Annotated in this window: 24 protein-coding genes; 18 read left to right on the top strand and 6 right to left on the bottom strand. The window is 63.6% G+C overall.

All coding sequences use genetic code 11. The features are described from left to right. Positions 1–10: 10 nt before the first annotated feature. The gene (locus LB513_RS22165; protein ID WP_224665667.1) at positions 11–904 is read right to left on the bottom strand and encodes a branched-chain amino acid aminotransferase; all 894 of its coding nucleotides are present in this window, start codon (positions 902–904) and stop codon (positions 11–13) included. Positions 905–1,158: 254 nt separating this feature from the next. Here LB513_RS22165 and LB513_RS22160 point away from each other — a divergent pair, with 254 nt between their 5' ends. From LB513_RS22160 to LB513_RS22145, 4 genes are all read left to right on the top strand, one after another. Then, the gene (locus tag LB513_RS22160; protein WP_224665666.1) at positions 1,159–1,692 is read left to right on the top strand and encodes a MarR family winged helix-turn-helix transcriptional regulator; all 534 of its coding nucleotides are present in this window, start codon (positions 1,159–1,161) and stop codon (positions 1,690–1,692) included. Next, positions 1,679–2,398 (top strand): response regulator, encoded by a 720-nt coding sequence (locus LB513_RS22155; protein ID WP_224665665.1) that lies wholly within the window; start codon positions 1,679–1,681, stop codon positions 2,396–2,398. Before LB513_RS22160 ends, LB513_RS22155 begins: the two co-directional genes overlap by 14 nt. Positions 2,399–2,446: 48 nt before the next feature. Continuing rightward, on the top strand, positions 2,447–3,862 hold the full coding sequence (locus LB513_RS22150; RefSeq protein ID WP_224665664.1) for an ATP-binding protein: 1,416 nt from the start codon (positions 2,447–2,449) through the stop codon (positions 3,860–3,862). 217 nt (positions 3,863–4,079) lie between these two features. Beyond that, on the top strand, positions 4,080–5,102 hold the full coding sequence (locus tag LB513_RS22145) for a glycosyltransferase family 4 protein (protein WP_224665732.1): 1,023 nt from the start codon (positions 4,080–4,082) through the stop codon (positions 5,100–5,102). A 32-nt stretch (positions 5,103–5,134) separates the two neighbouring features. Here the strand turns inward: LB513_RS22145 and LB513_RS22140 are convergent, their stop codons facing one another. The 3 genes from LB513_RS22140 to LB513_RS22130 form a co-directional block, all read right to left on the bottom strand. Further along, complete coding sequence (locus tag LB513_RS22140) at positions 5,135–5,494, bottom strand: tRNA-binding protein (RefSeq protein ID WP_224665663.1); 360 nt, start codon at positions 5,492–5,494, stop codon at positions 5,135–5,137. Between the two features lie 12 nt (positions 5,495–5,506). Then, positions 5,507–6,007, bottom strand: a complete 501-nt coding sequence (locus tag LB513_RS22135) for a YbjN domain-containing protein (protein ID WP_224665662.1) — start codon at positions 6,005–6,007, stop codon at positions 5,507–5,509. 319 nt (positions 6,008–6,326) lie between these two features. Continuing rightward, positions 6,327–6,629: an accessory factor UbiK family protein gene (locus LB513_RS22130; protein WP_224665661.1), complete on the bottom strand. Its 303-nt coding sequence runs from the start codon at positions 6,627–6,629 to the stop codon at positions 6,327–6,329. 200 nt (positions 6,630–6,829) lie between these two features. Between LB513_RS22130 and LB513_RS22125 the strand changes: the two genes are divergently transcribed. From LB513_RS22125 to LB513_RS22095, 7 genes are all read left to right on the top strand, one after another. Next, a complete protein-coding gene (locus LB513_RS22125; protein WP_224665660.1) occupies positions 6,830–7,063 on the top strand; it encodes a BrnA antitoxin family protein in 234 nt (77 codons plus the stop codon). Between the two features lie 132 nt (positions 7,064–7,195). Next, the gene (lgt, locus tag LB513_RS22120) at positions 7,196–8,083 is read left to right on the top strand and encodes a prolipoprotein diacylglyceryl transferase (protein WP_224665659.1); all 888 of its coding nucleotides are present in this window, start codon (positions 7,196–7,198) and stop codon (positions 8,081–8,083) included. Beyond that, positions 8,080–9,168: a class I SAM-dependent methyltransferase gene (locus LB513_RS22115; RefSeq protein ID WP_224665658.1), complete on the top strand. Its 1,089-nt coding sequence runs from the start codon at positions 8,080–8,082 to the stop codon at positions 9,166–9,168. Before lgt ends, LB513_RS22115 begins: the two co-directional genes overlap by 4 nt. A gap of 134 nt (positions 9,169–9,302) precedes the next feature. After that, on the top strand, positions 9,303–10,097 hold the full coding sequence (gene pgeF / locus LB513_RS22110; protein WP_224665657.1) for a peptidoglycan editing factor PgeF: 795 nt from the start codon (positions 9,303–9,305) through the stop codon (positions 10,095–10,097). Continuing rightward, positions 10,097–11,248, top strand: coding sequence for a M24 family metallopeptidase (locus tag LB513_RS22105; protein WP_224665656.1), 1,152 nt, complete (start codon positions 10,097–10,099; stop codon positions 11,246–11,248). Before pgeF ends, LB513_RS22105 begins: the two co-directional genes overlap by 1 nt. Positions 11,249–11,289: 41 nt before the next feature. Then, positions 11,290–11,916: a hypothetical protein gene (locus tag LB513_RS22100; protein WP_224665655.1), complete on the top strand. Its 627-nt coding sequence runs from the start codon at positions 11,290–11,292 to the stop codon at positions 11,914–11,916. A gap of 125 nt (positions 11,917–12,041) precedes the next feature. Then, positions 12,042–12,977, top strand: a complete 936-nt coding sequence (locus LB513_RS22095) for a ribose-phosphate pyrophosphokinase (protein WP_224665654.1) — start codon at positions 12,042–12,044, stop codon at positions 12,975–12,977. On the opposite strand, the gene LB513_RS22090 is transcribed toward LB513_RS22095, so the two are convergent. Next, positions 12,974–13,864: an AraC family transcriptional regulator gene (locus LB513_RS22090; RefSeq protein WP_224665653.1), complete on the bottom strand. Its 891-nt coding sequence runs from the start codon at positions 13,862–13,864 to the stop codon at positions 12,974–12,976. The two genes, LB513_RS22095 and LB513_RS22090, sit on opposite strands and share 4 nt — an antisense overlap. A gap of 151 nt (positions 13,865–14,015) precedes the next feature. On the opposite strand from LB513_RS22090, the gene LB513_RS22085 reads away from it, so the two are divergent. The 7 genes from LB513_RS22085 to LB513_RS22055 all read left to right on the top strand — a co-directional run bounded on the left by LB513_RS22085 (position 14,016) and on the right by LB513_RS22055 (position 20,255). After that, positions 14,016–15,254, top strand: a complete 1,239-nt coding sequence (locus LB513_RS22085) for an MFS transporter (protein ID WP_224665652.1) — start codon at positions 14,016–14,018, stop codon at positions 15,252–15,254. Between the two features lie 191 nt (positions 15,255–15,445). Then, positions 15,446–16,087: a 50S ribosomal protein L25/general stress protein Ctc gene (locus tag LB513_RS22080; protein WP_224665651.1), complete on the top strand. Its 642-nt coding sequence runs from the start codon at positions 15,446–15,448 to the stop codon at positions 16,085–16,087. 23 nt (positions 16,088–16,110) lie between these two features. After that, a complete protein-coding gene (pth, locus tag LB513_RS22075) occupies positions 16,111–16,836 on the top strand; it encodes an aminoacyl-tRNA hydrolase (RefSeq protein WP_224665650.1) in 726 nt (241 codons plus the stop codon). An 88-nt stretch (positions 16,837–16,924) separates the two neighbouring features. After that, complete coding sequence (gene ychF, locus LB513_RS22070; protein WP_224665649.1) at positions 16,925–18,028, top strand: redox-regulated ATPase YchF; 1,104 nt, start codon at positions 16,925–16,927, stop codon at positions 18,026–18,028. Between the two features lie 200 nt (positions 18,029–18,228). Further along, a complete protein-coding gene (gene corA, locus LB513_RS22065; protein ID WP_224665648.1) occupies positions 18,229–19,203 on the top strand; it encodes a magnesium/cobalt transporter CorA in 975 nt (324 codons plus the stop codon). Between the two features lie 123 nt (positions 19,204–19,326). After that, positions 19,327–19,797: a MaoC family dehydratase gene (locus LB513_RS22060; RefSeq protein ID WP_224665647.1), complete on the top strand. Its 471-nt coding sequence runs from the start codon at positions 19,327–19,329 to the stop codon at positions 19,795–19,797. After that, positions 19,794–20,255, top strand: a complete 462-nt coding sequence (locus tag LB513_RS22055; protein ID WP_224665646.1) for a MaoC family dehydratase — start codon at positions 19,794–19,796, stop codon at positions 20,253–20,255. Before LB513_RS22060 ends, LB513_RS22055 begins: the two co-directional genes overlap by 4 nt. Before the next feature lie 164 nt (positions 20,256–20,419). On the opposite strand, the gene LB513_RS22050 is transcribed toward LB513_RS22055, so the two are convergent. Then, a complete protein-coding gene (locus LB513_RS22050; protein ID WP_224665645.1) occupies positions 20,420–20,965 on the bottom strand; it encodes an adenine phosphoribosyltransferase in 546 nt (181 codons plus the stop codon). Between the last annotated feature and the right edge of the window lie 4 nt (positions 20,966–20,969).

Raw genomic sequence — 20,969 nt, 5'->3', positions numbered from 1 at the left:
CTTGGCTTTGTTATTCCGCCGCGATCGCGTGCTTGGGCTGAACGGCTGCGGAATAGTCGTTCATCAGGTTCTTGGCGATGTCACCAACCTCGAAACGGTACGGTCCGATCTCTGAAACCGGCGTTACTTCCGCAGCCGTTCCGGTGAGGAAGCACTGTTCGAAACCTTCCAGTTCTTCCGGCATAATGGCGCGTTCGATCACCTCCAGGCCGCGATCCCGGGCAAGGCCGATAACCGTGCGGCGCGTGATGCCGTCGAGGAAACAGTCGGGCTTGGGCGTATGGATCTTGCCCTCCTTGACGAAGAAGATGTTGGCCCCTGTCGCTTCCGCCACCTGGCCACGCCAGTCGAGCATCATCGCGTCGGCATAGCCCTTGGCTTCGGCGGCATGCTTGGACATGGTGCAGATCATGTAGAGGCCGGCGGCCTTGGACTTCGAAGGCGCGGTGCGCGGGTCGGGCCGGCGCCATTCCGCCATGTCCAGCCGGATGCCTTTCAGTTTCTGCGCCGGGTCGAAATAGCTCGGCCACTGCCAGATGGCGATGGCGCAATTGATGCGGTTGTTCTGCGCCGAAATACCCATCTGTTCGCTGCCGCGCCAGGCGATCGGCCTGACATAGGCGTCCTGGAATCCCTGCTTCTTCAAAAGCGTGCTGGACGCGTCGTTGAGTTCGGCCACGGAGTAGGGAATCGTGAAGCCGAGCAGGCGCGCCGATTCATGCAGACGTTCGGTGTGCTCGTTGAGCTTGAATATCTCGCCACCATAAGCACGTTCACCCTCGAACACCGCGCTGGCATAGTGCAGGCCGTGAGTCAGCACATGGATCTTGGCCTCGCCCCACTGGACGAACTCGCCATTCATCCAGATGAAGCCGTCCAGTTGGTCGAAGGGAACGGATGCCATGGTACCTCCCGCGGGCCGCTGCCCGTACATCATATGCGTTGCTTGTTTCTGGACGGACAATCCGCCGGTTTTGAGACCTGCCGCCGCCCGAGCGTAGGACGACAGCAAGGTTGTGGCAAACTCAGGAAGTTCCGGAAAGCCCGGCTCCCCTTGCCTTTTCGTTCGCAATCGGCCCAAAAGCTTGTCAAAAATTACCATTGCGGGAAAATTACGTCAATAGTACTGACATAATATCCCTCTTTCACGGAGACATGATGACGGATTCACGCCACGCAGCCGGGAAACCGATCAGGACGGCGATGTCCGTCGAAGACGGGATCGACTTCGCCATCATCGAACTGTTCTTCTTCGCCTATCGCGACTTTACCTCCGATCCGGATCAGATCTTGGCCGACTATGGTTTTGGTCGCGCGCACCATCGGGTCTTGCATTTCGTCAATCGCCGGCCGGGATTGACCGTTGCCGAACTGCTCGACGTGTTGAAGATCACCAAGCAGAGCCTTGCACGCGTTCTCAAGCAGTTGATCGACACCGACCATGTCGTGCAATTGCAAGGCCCGCGCGATCGCCGCCAGCGTGAGCTCTATCCGACAGCCAAGGGCCGTGCGCTGGCGCTGGCGCTGGCGCGGCCACAGTCACGCCGCATCCATGCTGCATTGGAAGATGCCGGAGCAGCCGAACGAACCTTGGTGGAACGCTTCCTGGAGGCAATGGTCAATCCGGAACTGAGGGCGCAGATCGACGTCGGATCGGCAAAAATGTCGGGGAAAAACCATGGAGAGCACTGACAGGATCGACCAGGCTGCCGCGCCGGACGACGACGCGCCGCATCTGCTCGTTGTCGACGACGACACCCGTATCCGCAATCTGCTCAAGCAATATCTGACCGAGAATGGCTTTCGCGTCACCGTTGCCGGCAATGCCGATGAAGCCAGGCGCAAGCTCTCCGGCCTCGATTTCGACCTTCTGGTGCTCGACGTCATGATGCCGGGCGAAACCGGCGTCGACCTGACGAAGTCGCTGCGCGCCGAAAAGAACGTGCCGATCCTGATGCTGACGGCGCTCTCGGAGACCGACAGCCGCATCAACGGGCTTGAGGCCGGCGCCGACGACTATCTGCCCAAACCGTTCGACCCGCGCGAACTGATCCTGCGCATCAACAACATCCTGCGCCGCGGTGGCCCGGCGACCACGCCGAAGGTCGAGCAGCTGGTCTTCGGGCCCTACACTTTCCAGATCGCGCGGCGCGAGTTGAAGCGCGGCGGCGAGACGCTCAAGCTGACCGATCGCGAGCAGGAGATCCTGGCCATCTTCGCCGCGCGTGCGGGCGAGACGATCCCGCGCCACGAACTTGTCGGCGATGATTCGGAAGTCGGCGAACGCACCATCGACGTGCAGATCAACAGGTTGCGGCGCAAGATCGAGCGCGATCCGTCCAACCCTGTCTGGCTGCAGACGGTGCGCGGAATTGGCTATAGGTTGAGCGTGGAATAGAATGCCGCCCGGGCCGACGGAATGGCCTCGGTGTGACGAAAAGAGCGAATGGCGACGACGGAACTGCAACAGCAGGGCAATGACGGCCTGAGCGCACGCGCCACGCGGGCGCTGAGGGCGGTGCCGCGCGCCTGGAACCGGTTCTGGCGTCTGGTTTCCCTATACATGCCGAAGCGGCTCTATGCCCGCTCGCTGATCATCGTCATCGCGCCGATGATCATGCTGCAATCGGTCGTCGCCTTCGTCTTCATGGAACGTCATTGGGCGACCGTCACGCAGCGGCTGTCGCAAGCCACCGTAAGCGACATCGCGGCCATCATCGACCTGATCGAGACCTATCCGCACGACGCCGACTACGCCAACATCATCCGCATCGCGCAGGACCGCGTGCAGCTGAAGATCGACCTGTTGCCGCCCGACCCGCTGCCGCCGCCAGGGCCAAAGCCCTTCTTCTCCATTCTCGACGAGGCCCTGTCGTCGGAGATCACGAGGCAGATAAACCGGCCGTTCTGGATCGACACGGTCGGCAATTCCAACATGGTGGAGGTGCGCGTCCAGCTTGAGAACAAGGTGCTGCGCGTCTTCGTGCGCCGCAGTCAGGCCTATGCCTCGAACACCCACATCTTCCTGATCTGGATGGTCGGCACATCGCTGGTGCTGCTGATGATCGCCATCCCCTTCCTGCGCAACCAGATCCGGCCGATCCTGACATTGGCCGAGGCCGCAGAAAGCTTCGGCAAGGGCCGGCCGATGCCACGCGATTTCCGGCCGCGCGGGGCAGAGGAAGTCCGCCGCGCAGGTTTTGCCTTCATCCAGATGCGCGAGCGCATCGAGCGCCAGATCGACCAGCGGACCGCCATGCTGACCGGCGTCAGCCATGACCTCAGGACCATCCTCACCCGCTTCAAGCTGCAGCTGGCGCTGACCGGCGGCAAGGCCGAGACCAAGGCGGCGATGGACCAGGACATCGATGACATGCAGTCGATGCTGGAGGGCTATCTCGCCTTCGCTCGCGGCGAGGCCTCGGAAGATGCGGGGCGCTTCGACCTCGAGGTCTATTTCCAGAAGCTCGGCGAGGAAGCCAGGCTGCGCAAGCGCAAGCTGTCGACGACGCTCTCCGGGGACCGCGACGTGCATGTCAGGCCGAACGCTTTTGCCCGGCTGATGTCCAACGTCATCGGCAACGCCTTCCGCTATGCCAAGACGATCGAGGTCAACGCCACGCACGGTCGCGGCTCGCTTCTGGTCACCATCGACGATGACGGTCCGGGCATTCCGGCCGACCGCAGAGAAGACGTGTTCAAACCCTTCGTGCGTCTCGATGAGGCCCGCAACCTCGATGCCAGCGGCACAGGCCTCGGCCTGTCGATTGCCCGCGACATCGCCCGCAGCCATGGCGGCGACATCACGCTCGGTGACAGTCCGCTCGGCGGCCTGCGGGCGGTGATCAAGGTCCCGGCCTGACGCAAGCCGCCTTGACTGAGCCGAGGCTTCATCCGCCCGTCATGAAACCATGGTGAAGAGCGCGCATGAAGCGCGCGACAACAATCGATTCGGCCCTGCCGCCTCACTTCGACCCCTGGCCCGCCCGGGTGCGCTGGAGCGAAGCGAAAGCCGCAAGCTGGTCGCCGTTCCGGCATCGCCTCAACACCACCCCAGACCGTTCTGGCAGAAGGCCGCCATGCGCATCCTGATGGTCACCGACGCCTGGCGCCCCCAGGTCAATGGCGTCGTCCACACGCTGGAGCGTCTCACCGAAACGCTGAAATCCTTCGACATCGCGGTGGATTACCTGACGCCCAATATGTTTCGAACGCTGCCCTTGCCGACCTACCCCGATATAAGGCTGGCGCTGACCACGCCCGGGAACGTCGCGCGGCTCATCGAGGCCGGCAACGCCGACCACATCCACATCGTCACGGAAGGCCCGCTTGGCGTCATGGCGCGGCGCTATTGCCGCAATGCCGGCCGGCCCTTCACCACCAGCTACCACACGCGGTTCCCCGAATATCTCAGCGCCCGGCTGCCCGTGCCGGAAAGCTGGACCTATCGCTGGCTGCGCGATTTCCACAATTCCGGCCAGGGCACGCTGGTCTCCACCCAATCGCTCGCCGACGACCTTTCCGCGCGTGGCTTCAACAAGCTGAGGCCCTGGACGCGTGGCGTCGATACCGAGCATTTCCGGCCCGAGAAGAAGAAGGACCTCGGCCTGCCAAGTCCGATCTTCCTGTGCGTCGGCCGCGTTGCCATCGAGAAGAACCTGTCCGCCTTCCTCGACCTCGACCTGCCCGGCATCAAAGTGATTGTCGGCGAGGGACCGGAACTCGCCAAGCTGAAGGCGAGATACCCTGAGGCGCATTTCCTTGGCCACCGGTCCAATGATGAACTGGCCGAGATCTATGCCTCGGCCGATGTCTTCGTCTTCCCCAGCCGCACCGACACTTTCGGCAACGTCATCATCGAGGCGCTGGCCAGCGGCACGCCTGTCGCCGGCTATCCGGTGACGGGTCCGATCGACATTGTGGGTGACGGCGTCGGCGGCGCGGTGTCCAACGACCTGCGTGAGGCGTCGCTCGCCGCTCTCGGCATCGACCGCGCGCAGGCGCGCGAGCGCGCCATGCGCTACAGCTGGAAGGCATGCGCCGAGATGTTCCTGGACGCGGTCGACGAAGCGCTCGGCAAGACCCGCAAGCTGGCGGCGTAACGTCAGGTCCGGCGTAGCTGTCGCTGCCCCGGCTAAAAAAGCCTGCCGCCGTCCGGCACCCTGCGCTCGATCGCGCCCAACACCACGGCGCCCTCCTCGTCGGGGAAACCGAGCGTCAGCACTTCAGACATGAACGGCCCGATCTGGCGGGGCGGAAAATTGACCACCGCGAATACCTGCCGACCGATCAAAGTCTCCGGCGCATAGTATTTGGTGATCTGCGCGGACGATTTCTTGATGCCGATGCCGGGCCCGAAATCGATCTTCAGCTTGAATGCCGGCTTGCGCGCCTGTGGAAAGGGTTCGGCTTCGACGATCGTGCCGGCGCGGATGTCGACACGATCGAAGTCGGCAAAACTGATCTCGGGCTTGCGCTCGGCGCTCGAACTCATCCGTCCTCCTGCTCAGGCGTTGCCGTGGGTCTCGAACAGCACCCCGGCCAGCGCGTCCTTGGCCGACGTTCCCGACCAGACGACGAACTGGAAAGCCTGGAAATAGCATTCACAGGCTTCGAGCGCCGACGACAGCAGCACCTCGACCTGCTGGCTCGAAGGCTCGACCCCGCCTGCCAACAGCAGCGACTGGCGGAACATGATCGCGCCTTCCTGCTCCCAAAGGTCGAAATGGCCGAACAGCATCTGCTCGTTGATCAGCGACAGGAGCCGCATCACCTCCAGGGCGCGGGCCTCCGGCACCTTGATGTCGAAGGCGCAGGCTAGATGCAGGGCCTCGAAATCCTCCATCCACGAGAAGGAGACATGGTAGTCGGTCCAGCTTCCGGCGACCGAGATCGATATCTCGTCATCCCCGGCCCGCTCGAAGGACCAGTCATTGTTGTGCGCGACCTGCTCGATGACATCCACCGGATGAATTTCGCGGGACATTTCGAGTTCGAGAAGTTCCATGGAATGCTTCCTGTGTTCTAAGGAGCGCCGCCACACGCTCCGCGGGAGGGCACACACAACGAACAATCTTGTCTTGAACTCGGACGGCCAGGACTTCTCGACACAAGACCCTAGACCGGACCCACCGCCCGGTCGCATGACCCTGCTCCGAATCATGCAACAAATTCAGTCTATTGATCGGGAGTCGCGTGAACAGCCCATTTCTTCGCACTGCGTCATTCGCATGTGGAAACCGCTGTCACAAAGATTCGTGCGTCGCCGTTAAGCGATTCACGGCAAAGCGCTTTTCAGGATCGGGCTTTGTGGAAAAGTTTAATAATTATTTTTTTGCGCCGGGCGTTGCCGTCGCGTCCGGCGTGCCGTTGCCGGTAAGGTAGGCGATCTTCGCTTCCAGCGCGTCGATGCGGGCAGCAAGCCGGCCATTCTCGTCGCGTGCCTTGGCGGCCATCTCGCGCGCGGCCTCGAACTCCTCGCGCTGCACCACGTCCATCGTGTTGAGGATCCGCTCGGCCTGTCCCTTGAACGCGGTCTCCACCTCGCGGCGAACGCCCTGCGCGGCCCCGGCCGCGTCGGTCATCAGCTTGGCGAATTCATCGAGAATGCGGTTCGGTCCGGTCGACATGGCAAATCCTCGCTTGCTTGAAATGACGTAGTGGCGCCGTGCGCGGAATGCAAGAACGTTGAGGGCTCGGCCCGCATCTGCGTTGCTATGGCGCATCATTGGACGATGTGCGCAGACTGTCTCTAACTGTACTCGATGGCACCGATCGCCTATCGTTTCGACATCTGGTCTCTCGCAAGCACTTCAGTCAGGATTCGCCAATGGCAACGCCGCCGCGCCGACCGACAGATCCGATGGCAGCAGCAGAAGCTGCCTTCAAGCCGGCCAAGAAACCACTGGCCCCGCTCCGCGAACCCTCATCCGCGCCGAACGTGCGCGAGCTTGTCTCGATCAGGATCGACCGCGCCGTGCTGGACCATTTCCAGGAAGACGGTCCTGGTTGGCAGGACAGGATCAACGACGCGTTGCGCCGAGTGGTGGCCGCCAAGGATTGAGCTCGCCTCAATAGGCTGGCCCGCAACGCCGGTGCTGTCCAACACCTAACGGACAGCCACCGCGCCTTGACCACGTCAAAACCCTGCCGCATGGTCCGCGCCCGAAGGCGCTTCGTAACCCGAGAGTCCCCGTTGAACGACTATTTGCTGCTGCCGCTGGCCTCCCTGGGCTTTCCCAACATCAACCCGATCCTGGTCCAGATCGGGCCGCTGGCGGTGCACTGGTACGGCGTCGGCTACATCGTCGGCATCCTGTTTGCCTGGTGGTACGCCAAGCGGCTCGCCGCCAATGCGACATTGTGGCCAGGCGGCGTTGCGCCGATGAAGCCCGAGGACCTCGATGATTTCATTGTCTGGGCCGCCATCGGCGTCGTCCTTGGCGGTCGCACTGGCTATGTCCTGTTCTATGATCTGGCGCGCTACCTCGCCCACCCGCTCGACATCTTGGCAGTCTGGCAGGGCGGCATGTCGTTCCATGGCGGCCTGCTCGGCGTCATCCTTGCCATGACGCTGTTTTCCCTCAAGCGGGGCATCCGCACCTGGTCGCTGTTCGATGTCGTGGCCGCCGGCGTGCCGGTCGGCCTTGGCCTGGTGCGCGTCGCCAATTTCATCAATGCGGAGCTCTGGGGCCGCGTGACGGACGTTTCCTGGGGCGTTGTCTTCTGCAACGACCGCATCAGGCAGGCAATGGGGGACTGTCCAGCCGGGCTGGATCCGCGGCATCCGAGCCAGCTTTACGAGGCCTTCCTCGAAGGCATCGTGCTGTTCCTGGTGCTGCGCATCCTCACCCATTCGAGGCTCAAGCTGAAGACGCCGCGCTTCGTTGGTGGCGCGTTCATCTGTGGCTACGGGCTGTCGCGCATCTTCGTCGAGTTCTTCCGCGAGCCGGACCAGCAACTCGGCTACCTACTCGGCACCGGCTGGCTGACCATGGGCATGGTCCTGTCGACGCCCATGGTTCTGGCCGGCATCTGGGCGATGGCCACCGCCAGGCCGGTCCCGCAGCCGCGTCCCGCATGACACATCTGAAGACCCGCATTGTCGGGCTGATTGAAGCCCTGGGGCCGATCCCGATCAACGAATACATGGCGCTCTGCCTGTTCGACCCAGAGCATGGCTACTACACGACACGCGAGCCCTTCGGCACGGCCGGCGATTTCATAACCGCGCCGGAAATCAGCCAGATGTTCGGCGAACTGGTCGGCGTCTGGATTTACCAGGCCTGGCTGGCGGCCGGCCGGCCGATGCCGGTGACCGTCGCCGAGATCGGCCCCGGCCGGGGCACCCTGATGAAGGACATGCTGCGCACTCTGTCGCGGCTCGATCCGGGACTGGCAAACGGCGCCGCCTTCGCCATGATCGAAACCAGCCCGCGTTTGGCCGAAATCCAGAGACAGACGCTCGCCGCAACACCGTTCGCTGTTGGCTTGCACGAGACCATCGACACGCTGCCGCCACAGCCGCTTTTCCTTGTCGGCAACGAATTGTTCGACGCCGTGCCGATCCGCCAGTTCATCCGCGCCGGCGCCGGATGGCGCGAGCGCATGGTCGGCCTCGACGATACGCGCGAGCTTCGCTTCTTCGCCGGCGCCGGATCGATCGACCCGACGCTGCTGCCCGTCGATGCGGCCGAAGCGCCGCAAGGTGCGGTGGTCGAGGTAGCGCCAGCCCGGGCGGCTCTGATGGCTGCGATCGCGCAACGCATCGAAAGCCATGGCGGCGCGGGCCTGTTCCTGGACTATGGCCATCTTCAGCCCGGTATCGGCGACACGCTGCAAGCCTTGCGCAGGCACGGGCACGAAGATGTGCTGGCCAATCCCGGCGAGGCCGACGTCACCGCCCATGTCGACTTTGCCGGCCTTGCAGCGATCGTTCGCGCGCACGGCCTGGACGCCCATCTCTCGACGCAGGGCGACTTCCTGCTCGGCATGGGCATTCTCGAGCGCGCCGGCCGGCTTGGCGCCGATGCCGACCAGGCGACCCGCGAACGACTCGCCGGCGAGGTCGAACGTCTCGCCGGACCGCAAGCCATGGGCGAGTTGTTCAAGGTGCTGGCGGTTGTGCCGCGGGGCATGGCCGTTCGGACGTTTACGACGGCGGATTGACTTTTCGCTCGTGCCCCTCCCAATCTCCGGGCTGGAAAGGACGGATCGAACCGTCCGTCTGGACCGAGCTTGCCTCCTTTTACCACGCGCCGCTTTGTCTTGACGAAACCCCTCACACGGACGACAACCCCCGCATGCTGAATCAGACCAAGCCGGATCCCGTTCGGTCGCCCTTGCTGGACAAGGCCAGGGCCCAAGGCATCCGCCACGGCTATTTCACCCGAACCGGCGGCATCTCCGAAGGCATCTACCGTAGCCTCAACATCGGCAGCGGTTCTAATGACAATCAGGCGCTGGTGGCCGAGAATCGCGCCCGCGTCGCTACCTGGATGGGCGTGCCGGCCAGCCACCTTCTGACGGCCTGGCAGATTCACTCGCCCGACGTCATCGTCGCCCACGAGCCCTTTGCCGGCGAGCGGCCCAAAGCCGACGCCATCGTCACCGACCGGCCCGGCATCGCCGTCGGCGCCTCCACGGCCGACTGCGGACCGGTCCTGTTCGCCGACAGCCAGGCGCGCGTCATCGGCGCCGCCCATGCCGGCTGGAAGGGCGCCTTCACCGGCGTGCTCGAAAACACCATTGCCGCGATGGAAAGCCTGGGTGCGCGGCGCGAAAACATCATTGCCGTGCTCGGCCCGTCGATCGGCCCGCAAAACTATGAGGTCGGCCCCGAATTCGTCGCCCGCTTCGTCGAGGCCGATGCTGGAAACAACCGCTATTTCGCAGCCTCCGCCAAGCCGAGCCATGCCATGTTCGATCTCAACCTCTACACGGTGGACCGGCTGGCCAAGGCCGGTGTCACGGCCGAGGGACTTGGCCGCTGCACCTATGCCGAGGAAGATCTGTTCTACTCCTACCGGCGCGCCACGCACCGCAAGGAGCCTGATTACGGCCGGCAGGTTTCGGCAATCGTTTTGGAGACGGAATAATGGCTCTGCATTTTGAACGATCGGAATTCGACGCTCGGCGCGACCGGCTGATGATCGAGATGGCCGAAAAGAAGCTGGATGCCATCCTTCTGTTCGCGCAGGAAAGCATGTACTGGCTGACCGGCTACGACACGTTCGGCTTTTGCTTCTTCCAGTGCCTGGTGATGAAGGCCGACGGCTCGATGGTGCTTTTGACCCGTTCGGCCGATCTGCGCCAGGCGCGCCACACCTCGATCATCGACAACATCGTCCTGTGGACCGACCGCAACGGCGCCAACCCGGCCGTCGATCTGCGCAATCTGCTCAACGATCTCGACCTGCTCGGCGCCCGCATCGGCGTCGAATATGATACGCACGGCCTGACTGCCTATAATGGCCGCCGGCTGGACGAACAGTTGCAGACCTTCGGCCAGATAGCCGATGCGTCCGGCATTGTCGGCCGGCTTCGACTGTTCAAAAGTCCCGCCGAGATAGCCAAGGCCGAGAAAGCCGCCAATCTCTCCGACGACGCGCTGGACGCAGCCTTGCCGCTGATCAGGCAGGGCGGCGACGAGGCGCTGATCCTGGCGGCGATGCAGGGTGCGATCTTCGCCGGCGGCGGCGACTATCCGGCCAACGAGTTCATCATCGGCTCCGGCGTCGACGCTCTGCTCTGCCGCTACAAGGCCGGCCGCCGCAAGCTCAACAAGAACGACCAGCTGACGCTCGAATGGGCCGGCGTCTTCCACCACTATCACGCGCCGATGATGCGCACGGTGCTGACCGGCAAAGTGTCGAAGCGCCATCAGGACCTGTTCGACGCCGCACGCGCCGCGTTGCTGGCCGTCGAGAAGGCGATGACGCCCGGCAACAGTTTTGGCGACGTCTTCGATGCCCACGCCCGCACCTTGGAGACGCACGGCCTGACCAAGCACCGTCTGAACGCCTGCGGCTATTCGGTCGGCGCCCGCTTTACGCCGTCCTGGATGGACATGCCGATGTTCTACCAGGGCAACCCGGAGCCGATCGCTCCCAACATGACGCTGTTCGCGCACATGATCATCATGGACTCCGAAACAGAAGCGGCGATGACGCTTGGCCGAACCTACCTGACCACCGAAACGCAGCCGAAGCCGCTCTCCCGCCATGATCTCGACTTGATCGTGCAGTGAATCCATACTGGGGCGTTGTTCGCCAAGGAGTTACCAGGCAAATGAGACGATCGCATGTGACGACCGTGTCATTGCTCGCGGCGCTGGCGATGGCCGCCTGCACCAATGCCAAGGATGTACTTGAGCCATCGGCGATAACACCACCCGCGACAGCGGCAACGCCGCCGCCCGCCACGCAAGGCAAGGCCGCCGGTACTATTGCCGCCGGCGCCGGGCCCGCCGTCACCACGGGCGGTACCGCCGCTGCACCGCCAACGCCGGCGCAAAGCGCCGCAATCCTGTCCAGGACACGCCTGCAGATCGCGCCGATCGTCGGCGCATCGGTGGAAGCCGCGACGCCGCTGACGGCCGAGTTGCAGACGCGCGCCAGGCAGCGCGGCATTACGCTTGCCGGCAGCGCCGATCAGACCGCGACCCATGTGCTGAAGGGCTACTTCTCGGTGCTCTCTGAAGGCAAGGACACCACCGTCATCTATGTCTGGGACATCTATGACCCGGCCGGCAACCGGCTGCACCGCATCAACGGCCAGCAGAAGGCGCCTTCGGTCACGTCCGGCGACAGCAGCGGCGCCGACAACTGGAAGGCGGTGTCGCCCGCCACCATGCAGGCGATTGCCGACCAGACGCTCGACCAGTTCGAAGCCTGGCTTGGCGGCAAGGCAGGCTGAAATGACCCCCGCCTGCGGGGGCGCGGAGCTTTCTTCATCTTAGCCGGCGGATTCCCGATCACGGCGCTTGCAATACCGGCGCGGGCAGCTAAAAGCCCGAGGAAATCCTTCACCAGGAACGGTGCATGAAACTCTTCGCAGGCAATTCCAACAGGGTGCTGGCTGAAGCGGTCGCCCGCTATCTCAACATCCCGCTGGGCAAAGCCAGCGTCAGGCGTTTCGCCGATCAGGAAATCTTCGTTGAAATCCAGGAAAACGTGCGTGGCGAGGATGTTTTCATCCTGCAGTCGACCTCGTTTCCGACCAACGATCACCTGATGGAACTGCTCATCATGATCGATGCCTTCATGCGCTCGTCGGCCAAACGCATCACCGCCGTGATCCCCTATTTCGGCTACGCCAGGCAAGACCGCCGCGCCTCCGGCCGCACGCCGATCTCGGCCAAGCTGGTCGCCAACATGATCACCCGCGCCGGCGTCGACCGCGTCCTGACGCTCGACCTGCATGCCGGGCAGATCCAGGGCTTCTTCGACATCCCGACCGACAATCTGTTCTCCGTCCCGGTGATGGCCCGCGACGTGAAGGCGAAATACAAGCAGCTCGGCAATGTCGTGGTGGTGTCGCCCGACATTGGCGGCGTGGTGCGGGCTCGCGCGCTGGCCAAGCGCTTCGACGCGCAACTGGCCATCGTCGACAAGCGCCGCGAGCGGCCCGGCGAGTCGGAAGTGATGAACATCATCGGCGCTGTCGCCGGCAAGGACTGCCTGCTGATCGACGACATCGTCGATTCCGGCGGCACGCTGTGCAACGCCGCCGACGCGTTGCTGGCTAACGGCGCCACCAGCGTCACTGCCTATATCACCCATGGCGTGCTGTCAGGCGGCGCCGTGGCCCGCATCAGCAGCTCGAAGCTGCAGGAGCTGGTGATCACCGATTCCATCCAGCCGACCCAAGGCGTGCTCGACGCGCCGAACATCCGCGTCATCTCGATCGCCGATCTGATGGGCGAAGCCATCTCGCGCACGGCCACCGAGGAATCGGTGTCGAGCCTGTTCGACTAGATAGTCGACGGCAGCAATCTGGTTGCCCCTTCGGCCGCTGGCCGACGCGGGCTTTCGCCGCTGTCGCGCGCGCCGCGCATATAGCCGCGCGGTGAAGTTCCCAGCATGCGCTTGAACATGGTGATGAAGGCCGGCACGCTGTCATACCCTAGGTCGAGCGCCACCCGCGTGATCGGCTCGCCGTCCGCCAGCCGGGGCAAGGCCGCGAACAGGCAGGCCTGCTGGCGCCAGGTCGACAGCGAGAGGCCGGTCTGCCGGTGGAAGGCGCGGGTGAAGGAACGGCGGCTCATGCCAGCGGCATCAGCCCATTCGTCGATCGTCGCGCGCGGCGAAGGCGCGGCGACGAACCGCCTGCACAGCGCGGCAAGCCTCTGATCCGACGGGAACGGCAAGCCGAGCGGCCGTTCCGGCAGGGTCGGGATTTCATGCAGCAGGAGATTCATGATCAACCCGCCGCGGCCCTGCAATTCGCCACCCTGCGGCAGCTTTTCCGATTCCACGATCAGGCTGTGCATCAGGTCTGTGACGCCGACCACACGCAGCCCCTCGGGCAGGCCGGGTATCGCCTGCGGCATGACATAGACCGAGCGCATCGAGACATCGCCCAGCATTTCGACCGAATGCTCGGTGCCGGCCGGGATCCACATCGCGTGATCGGGCGGCACCATCCAGCGCCCGTGCCGCGTCGTCACCAGCACCACGCCGACCAGGGCGTGCAGCAACTGGCTGCGGCTGTGTCGATGTCGCGGCACGTGGTAGCCGTCCGGATATTCGGTCGGCAAGGCCACAGCCGGTCCGGCCACCTGCTCCAGCCATTGCCAGCGACGCTCATGCATCTGCTCGAGATCGGCGTTGCCGGGGTTAGAGATTTCCCTGCCATGCGGCATCTTGTATGGCCCACTTGCGAAACTATTGGACCAAACCACGAAAGAAGTCGCCCGGCAAGCAGCCTATAAGGCACCGACACTCTGGGCGGCGGCGTGAGCCCCGCCAACCTGCCCTGCGGGCCCTCCCGCCAAGAAGACTACGGAGCCTGCCTTGTCCGATACGACAGCCACCAGCGTCGCACCGCCCGCGGTCGCCAGCCCCGCCTCAGCCCAGGCGACGGCCTTTACCGTCATTCTGGCGGTAAGCTTTTGCCACTGCATCAACGACATCATGCAATCGCTGCTATCGGCCATCTATCCGCTTCTGAAAGAGAATTATGGCCTGGATTTCTGGCAGATCGGCCTGCTGACCTTCACCTTCCAGGTGACGGCATCGCTGCTGCAGCCGGTGATCGGGATGATCACCGACAAGAAGCCGATGCCCTATTCGCTGCCCTATGGCATGGCGTCGTCCCTGATCGGCCTGATCGTGCTGGCCTATGCCGGTCACTATGCGCTGCTGCTGATCGGCGCTTCGCTGATCGGCATCGGCTCGGCGATCTTCCATCCGGAATCCTCGCGCATCGCCCGCTTTGCCTCCGGCGGCCGGTTCGGCCTCGCGCAGTCGCTTTTCCAGGTCGGCGGCAATTTCGGCCAGTCCATGGGCCCGCTGCTGGCCGCCTTCATCGTCGTGCCGTTCGGCCAGACCAGTATCGCCTGGTTTGCCGTCGGCTCCATGATCGGCATCATCGTCCTGTGGCGGGTCGGCGGCTGGTACAGCCGGCTGCGCGCCGCGCAGGCCAACCGCAGCGCGCCAAATTTCGTTTCGCCATTCCCGCGCCGCAAGGTGATGGGCGCGTTGATCGTGCTGACCCTGCTGGTGCTGAGCAAGAACGCCTACATCGCCAGCCTCGCCAGCTACTACACCTTCTACTCGATCCATAAGTTCGGCGTTTCAGTGCAGATGTCGCAGATCATGCTGTTCCTGTTCCTCGGCGCCTCGGCGCTCGGCATCCTGCTCGGCGGCCCGTTCGGCGACCGCTATGGACAGAAGGCGATGATCTGGTTCTCGATCGTCGGCGTGCTGCCATTCACGCTCGCCCTGCCCTACGCCAACATGGAATGGACCATGGTGCTGACGGTGCTGATCGGGCTGATCCTGTCGTCGGCCTTCTCCAACATCGTCGTCTTCGCGCAGGAGTTGGTGCCGGGCCGCGTCGGCATGATCGCCGGCATCTTCTTCGGCTTCGCCTTCGGCATGGGCGGCATCGCCGCCGCGGTGCTCGGCGTGGTTGCCGACATGAAGGGGATCGATTTCGTCTTCCGGATCTGTTCGTATCTGCCGCTGCTGGGCCTCTTGACCGTGTTCCTGCCGAACATGAAGGAAGCGCGCAAGGCAGCCGTGGCATAGCGGCCTGTAACGGGGTTGCTCATACCCACCCGGGTTGCACCGCCAGCCGCCTTCCGCTATAGAGCCGCCACCCGCGTAGACACCCTTGGAGGCAACGCGGCGGAAGGCCGCCTTACCCGGCGGCTTTCGACGTTTGCGGTCCAGGCAATTTGTCCGCCGCGAACGCTCCAGAACAACCGAAAGGAAATGCCATGAGCCACGACACTTACGAGCTCAAGGCCGAAGCGCGCGAACAGGTCGGTAAGGGGTCCGCCCGTGCAGTTCGCCGCAACGGTAAAGTGCCTGCAGTAATCTACGGTGACAAGCAGCCTCCCCTGGCTATCTCGCTCACCTATAAGGACATCTTCTACAAGATCCATGGCGGCGGGTTCCTCACCACAATCGCCACGATCGATGTCGACGGCCAGAAGATCCAGGTCCTGCCGAAGGACTTCCAGCTCGACCCGGTCAAGGATTTCCCTGTCCATGTCGACTTCCTGCGCATCGGCAAGGACACCGAGGTCAATGTCAACGTGCCTGTCCACTTCATCAATGAGGACAAGTCGCCCGGCATCAAGCGTGGCGGCGTGCTCAACATCGTGCGTCACGAAGTCGAGTTCCACTGCCCAGCCAATGCGATCCCGGAATTCATCACCATCGATCTCACCGGCACCAATATCGGCGACTCGATCCACATTTCGGCGGTCAAGCTGCCGGCAGGTGTGAAACCCGTCATCTCCGACCGCGACTTCACCGTCGCGACCATTGCCGGTTCTTCGGCGATGAAGCCGGAGACCGAAGACACGGCTGAAGCGGCTGCACCCGAAGCGGCTCCTGCCGCCGAAGAGAAGTAATCTCCTTTCGCCTGGAGCTGGCGATGCTGCTGTTTGCAGGACTCGGCAATCCGGGCGTGAAGTATGCCAACAACCGGCACAATGTCGGCTTTATGGCGGCGGACGCAATCGCCCGCCGCCATTCCTTTTCACCCTGGTCGAAGAAATTCCAGGGACTGATCGCCGAGGGCATGCTTGGCGGCGAAAAGCTAGTCCTGATCAAGCCCCAGACGTTCATGAACAATTCCGGCCAATCGGTCGGTGAAGCGCTGCGCTTCTACAAGCTCGACCCGTCCGCGCTCACGGTCTTCTATGACGAGATCGACCTTGCCGAAGGCAAGCTGCGCATCAAGACAGGGGGCGGCGCCGGCGGCCACAACGGCATACGCTCGATCGACGGCCATGTGGGCAACGCTTATCGCCGCGTGCGCATCGGCGTCGGTCATCCCGGCGTCAGGGAAATGGTCCAGCATCACGTTTTGGGCGATTTCGACAAGGTCGACCGGGAGTGGCTCGACCCTTTGCTCGAAGCCATCGCCGACAACGCCGCCATGATCGTCAAGGGAGACGAGTCCGGCTTCATGAACAAGGCCACGCTCGCCGTCCAGGGCAAGGCCGGCGCCGAGCCGGAAAAGCCGGCGCAAAAGCAGCAGGCTCCAAAACAGCAGAGCCACATCCGCCAGGCTCGCCCACAGCAGGCGCCTGCCAAACTGCCGGACTCCGGACCGATGGCCGCCATGTTGAAGAAGCTGTTCGGCGGCAAGGACTGAGCAGCGACGGCGCCCGGGGCTTGACGCCGATCACCCGTATCGCCCATAGCCCTGATCAAATCTCGATTTCCCGATAGGACCAGACACAATGGGTTTCAAATGCGGCATCGTTGGCTTGCCCAACGTCGGCAAGTCGACGCTCTTCAACGCGTTGACCAGGACGGCCGCGGCACAGGCCGCCAACTATCCGTTCTGCACCATCGAACCGAACACCGGTGAGGTGGCGGTGCCGGACCCGCGCCTGCAGAAGATCGCCGCGATCGGCAAGTCGAAGGAGATCATTCCGACCCGCATCTCCTTCGTCGACATCGCCGGCCTCGTGCGCGGCGCCTCGAAGGGCGAAGGCCTGGGCAACCAGTTCCTTGCCAACATCCGCGAGGTTGACGCCATCGTGCATGTGCTGCGCTGTTTCGAGGACGACGACATCACCCATGTCGAGGGCCGCATCGACCCCGTCGCAGACGCCGAGACGGTCGAGACCGAGCTGATGCTGGCCGATCTGGATAGCCTCGAGCGCCGCATCGTGCAGATCCGCAAGCGCGCCGCCAGCAAGGACAAGGAAGCGACTGCCGTGCTGCCGATGATGGAAGCGGCACTCGAGCTGTTGCAGGCCGGCAAGCCGACCCGCGTCCTGCTCAAGGGCATCTCGCCGGAGGATCTGGGCATCCTCCAGGGACTGAACCTGTTGACCTCGCATCCGGTGCTCTATGTCTGCAACGTCGCCGAGGCCGACGCCGCGACCGGCAACGAACACACCAGAGCGGTGGAAAAGATGGCCGCCGCGCAGGGCGCGAGCACGGTCGTGATCTCCGCCGCCATCGAGGCCGAGGTCGCCCAGCTCTCGGACGAGGAGGAGATGGAGTTCCTGGCCTCGCTCGGCCTCGACGAGCCAGGCCTCAACAAGGTCATCCGGGCCGGCTACGAGCTGTTGCACCTCATCACCTACTTTACCGTGGGCCCGAAGGAGACGCGCGCCTGGACCGTGCATAAGGGCGACAAGGCACCGCAGGCGGCCGGCGTCATCCACACCGACTTCGAGCGCGGCTTCATCCGCGCACAGACCATCGCCTACAACGACTTCGTCACTTTGGGCGGCGAAGTGGCGGCCAAGGAAGCCGGCAAGGCGCGCGACGAAGGCAAGGAATACGTCGTCCAGGACGGCGACATCATGCTGTTCAAGTTCAACACCTGAGGCCTCGCGCCGCCGGCGCTCATTGCGATCCGGTCGTACTCCCGCAACGCCTCGGCCGTGGCATGGCCGCCTTGACCTTGTCGCGTCTCGGGTCTAATCGGCTCCTGCGCGACCGGCGCTTTCATACAGCTAGCGGCTCGCGCCTTCCGGAACACGCGTCATTCCGACCGCACCTTCGGCCCCAGCATGGAGACCCGGCGATGATCAAAGCCTTCGTCGTCGATAATGATCGCCTGTGCGCCGTCGACGATCTCCTGGCCAACAGCGACAGCATCGTCTGGGCCGATTTGATCAATCCGACAAAGGAAGAGGAGAAGACGATCGAGACCTGGCTCGGCGTCGACGTGCCGACGCGCGAGGAGATGGAGGAGATCGAGATCTCGAGCCGCCTTTATGTCGAGGACGGCGCCTATTTCATGACTGCTACCCTGCCGGCCCAGACGGATATCGACGATCCACAGATGTCGCCTGTCACCTTCGTGCTCGCCGGCGCCAGGCTCATCACCGTGCGCTATCATGAACCGACGGCGTTCAAGACCTTTCCGCAGCGCGCCGAGAAGGCGGCCACCGGCTGCACCAGCGGCGACACCATTCTGATCGGTCTGCTGGAAGCGATCGTCGATCGCCTCGCCGATATCCTCGAACGCGCCGGCCGCGACATCGAGGCGATTTCGCGTGACATTTTCGAGGCCCGATCGACGAAGGCGTCGAAGCGCAACCGCGACTTCCAGGAATTGCTGAAGAGCATCGCCCGCAAGGAGGATGTCGCCTCGTCGGTGCGCGACAGCCTGATCTCCCTGCAGCGCCTCGCCGGCTTCTTCGCCCATGCTTCGGCGTCCACCAAGATGAGCAAGGACACCAAGGCGCGTATCAAGACGCTGTCACGCGACGTGCAGTCGCTCGCCGACCACGTCACCTTCCTGTCGCAAAAGATCTCGTTCCTGCTCGACGCTACGCTGGGCATGATCTCGATCGAGCAGAACGCCATCATCAAGATCTTCTCCGTCGCCGCCGTGATCTTCCTGCCGCCGACGCTGGTCGCCTCGATCTACGGCATGAATTTCGATGTCATCCCCGAACTTAAGTGGGAGTTCGGCTATCCCTTCGCCATTGCCATGATGGTTCTGTCGGCGATCCTGCCCTATCTGTATTTCCGCCGCCGCGGTTGGCTCTGAGCGACGCGCCGGAAACCTTGCGGGCCGGCCTGGCGCCATAGAAATCTCTTGACCAAAGAGCCTGCGGCCTGCATCCGGGATGCCCGGTCCTCGCGATCGGATTGCGGCGCCGGATATCACACCATGATTGCAAAAACCTGGGCCTATGAGGACTTCGTCGAGGGCGCATCGATCGACCTCGGCACCAAGCTGGTGTCGGCGGATGAGATCGTCGAATTCGCCAGGGAGTTCGACCCGCAGCCGATGCATCTCGACGAGGCAGCCGGCAAGGCCAGCATTCTCGGCGGACTGGCGGCCTCGGGCTGGCACACCTGCGCCATGTTCATGCGCATGCTATGCGATGCCTTCTTGCTGGACTCGACCTGCCAGGGCGCGCCCGGCGTTGACCTGGTCAAGTGGAAGAAGCCCGTGCTCGCCGACGACACGCTTGCCGGAAGTGTCGTCGTCGTTGCGAGGCGCCCATCCAGATCGAAGCCGCAACTGGGCCTGGTGACCTTGCGCGGTGAACTCTTCAACCAGCGCGGCGAAAGCGTCTTCGAGCTCGAGAACTCGGTCATGTTTCTCACCCGCGCCGCCGCGGAGCGCGCGACATGACGTTGGATGAGTTCTTCGCCATCGGCACCACAGTCACGCTTGGCTCGCACACATTCGAAGCCGAGGAGATCAAGGCCTTCGCCCGCAAATACGATCCGCAAATCTTCCATATCGATGAGGACGCGGCCAAGGAAAGCGTGCTGGGCGGCCTTTGCGCATCGGGCTGGCACACCGCCGCCACCTGGATGAAGCTCAATCTCGAAACCCGCATGGGCGCCGAGTGGACCGGCCCGGGACCAGAGCCGGAATTCGGCCCCTCGCCCGGATTCAAGAATTTGAAATGGCTGAAACCGGTCTATGCCGGTCAAACCATCACCTTCACACGCACTGCACTCGCCCACCGTCCGATTGCCTCACGCCCCGGCTGGCGGCTGCTGACGCTGCGCTCCGAAGCGTTCCGTTCAGGTGGCGACAAGGTGCTCGAGTTCGAAAGCGCGGTGCTGGTGAAGGCGGGATAGCGCAACCCTGCTCCTTCTCCCCCTGCGGGAAGGTGGATCGGCCCGCAGCGCCGGGACGGATGAGGAATGTTCCAGCGGAATGAGACGTTGGCGTTTCCTGGAACACCCCTCATCCGTCGCCTTCAGCGACACCTTCTCCCACAAGGGGAGAAGGGGAAAAGACCTCAATGACCGTCGAAGCGGATCAGCGTCCGCACCGGCACGCCGAGCGCCTCGAGCTTGGCGCGCCCGCCGAGGTCCGGCAGATCGATGACGAAGCAGGCCGCGAGAATGTCGGCGCCGATCTGGCGCAGCAGCTTGACGGCCGCCTCGGCTGTGCCGCCGGTGGCGATCAGATCGTCGACCAGGATCACTTTTTCGCCCGGCAACACGCCGTCCTTGTGCATCTCCATCTCGTCCAGCCCGTACTCCAGGCTGTAGGCGACGCGCACCGTTTCGTACGGCAGCTTGCCCTTCTTGCGGATCGGCACGAAGCCCGCCGAGAGCTGGTGCGCCACGGCGCCGCCAAGGATGAAGCCGCGCGCCTCAATGCCGGCGATCTTGTCGATCTTCTGGCCCGCATAGGGGTGCACCAACTCGTCGATGGAACGGCGGAAGGCGCTTGCATTGCCAAGCAGCGTCGTGATGTCGCGAAACAGGATGCCCGGCCTGGGATAGTCGGGAATGGTGCGGATCGAGGCGAGCAGCGTTTCTTCGAGCGAAGCTTTCATGATT

Source organism: Mesorhizobium sp. ES1-1 (genome assembly GCF_020164785.1).
Taxonomy (GTDB): Bacteria; Pseudomonadota; Alphaproteobacteria; order Rhizobiales; family Rhizobiaceae; genus Mesorhizobium.
The sequence above is the reverse complement of the archived record's forward strand: the minus strand, read 5'-3'. Positions and strand labels throughout refer to the sequence as shown.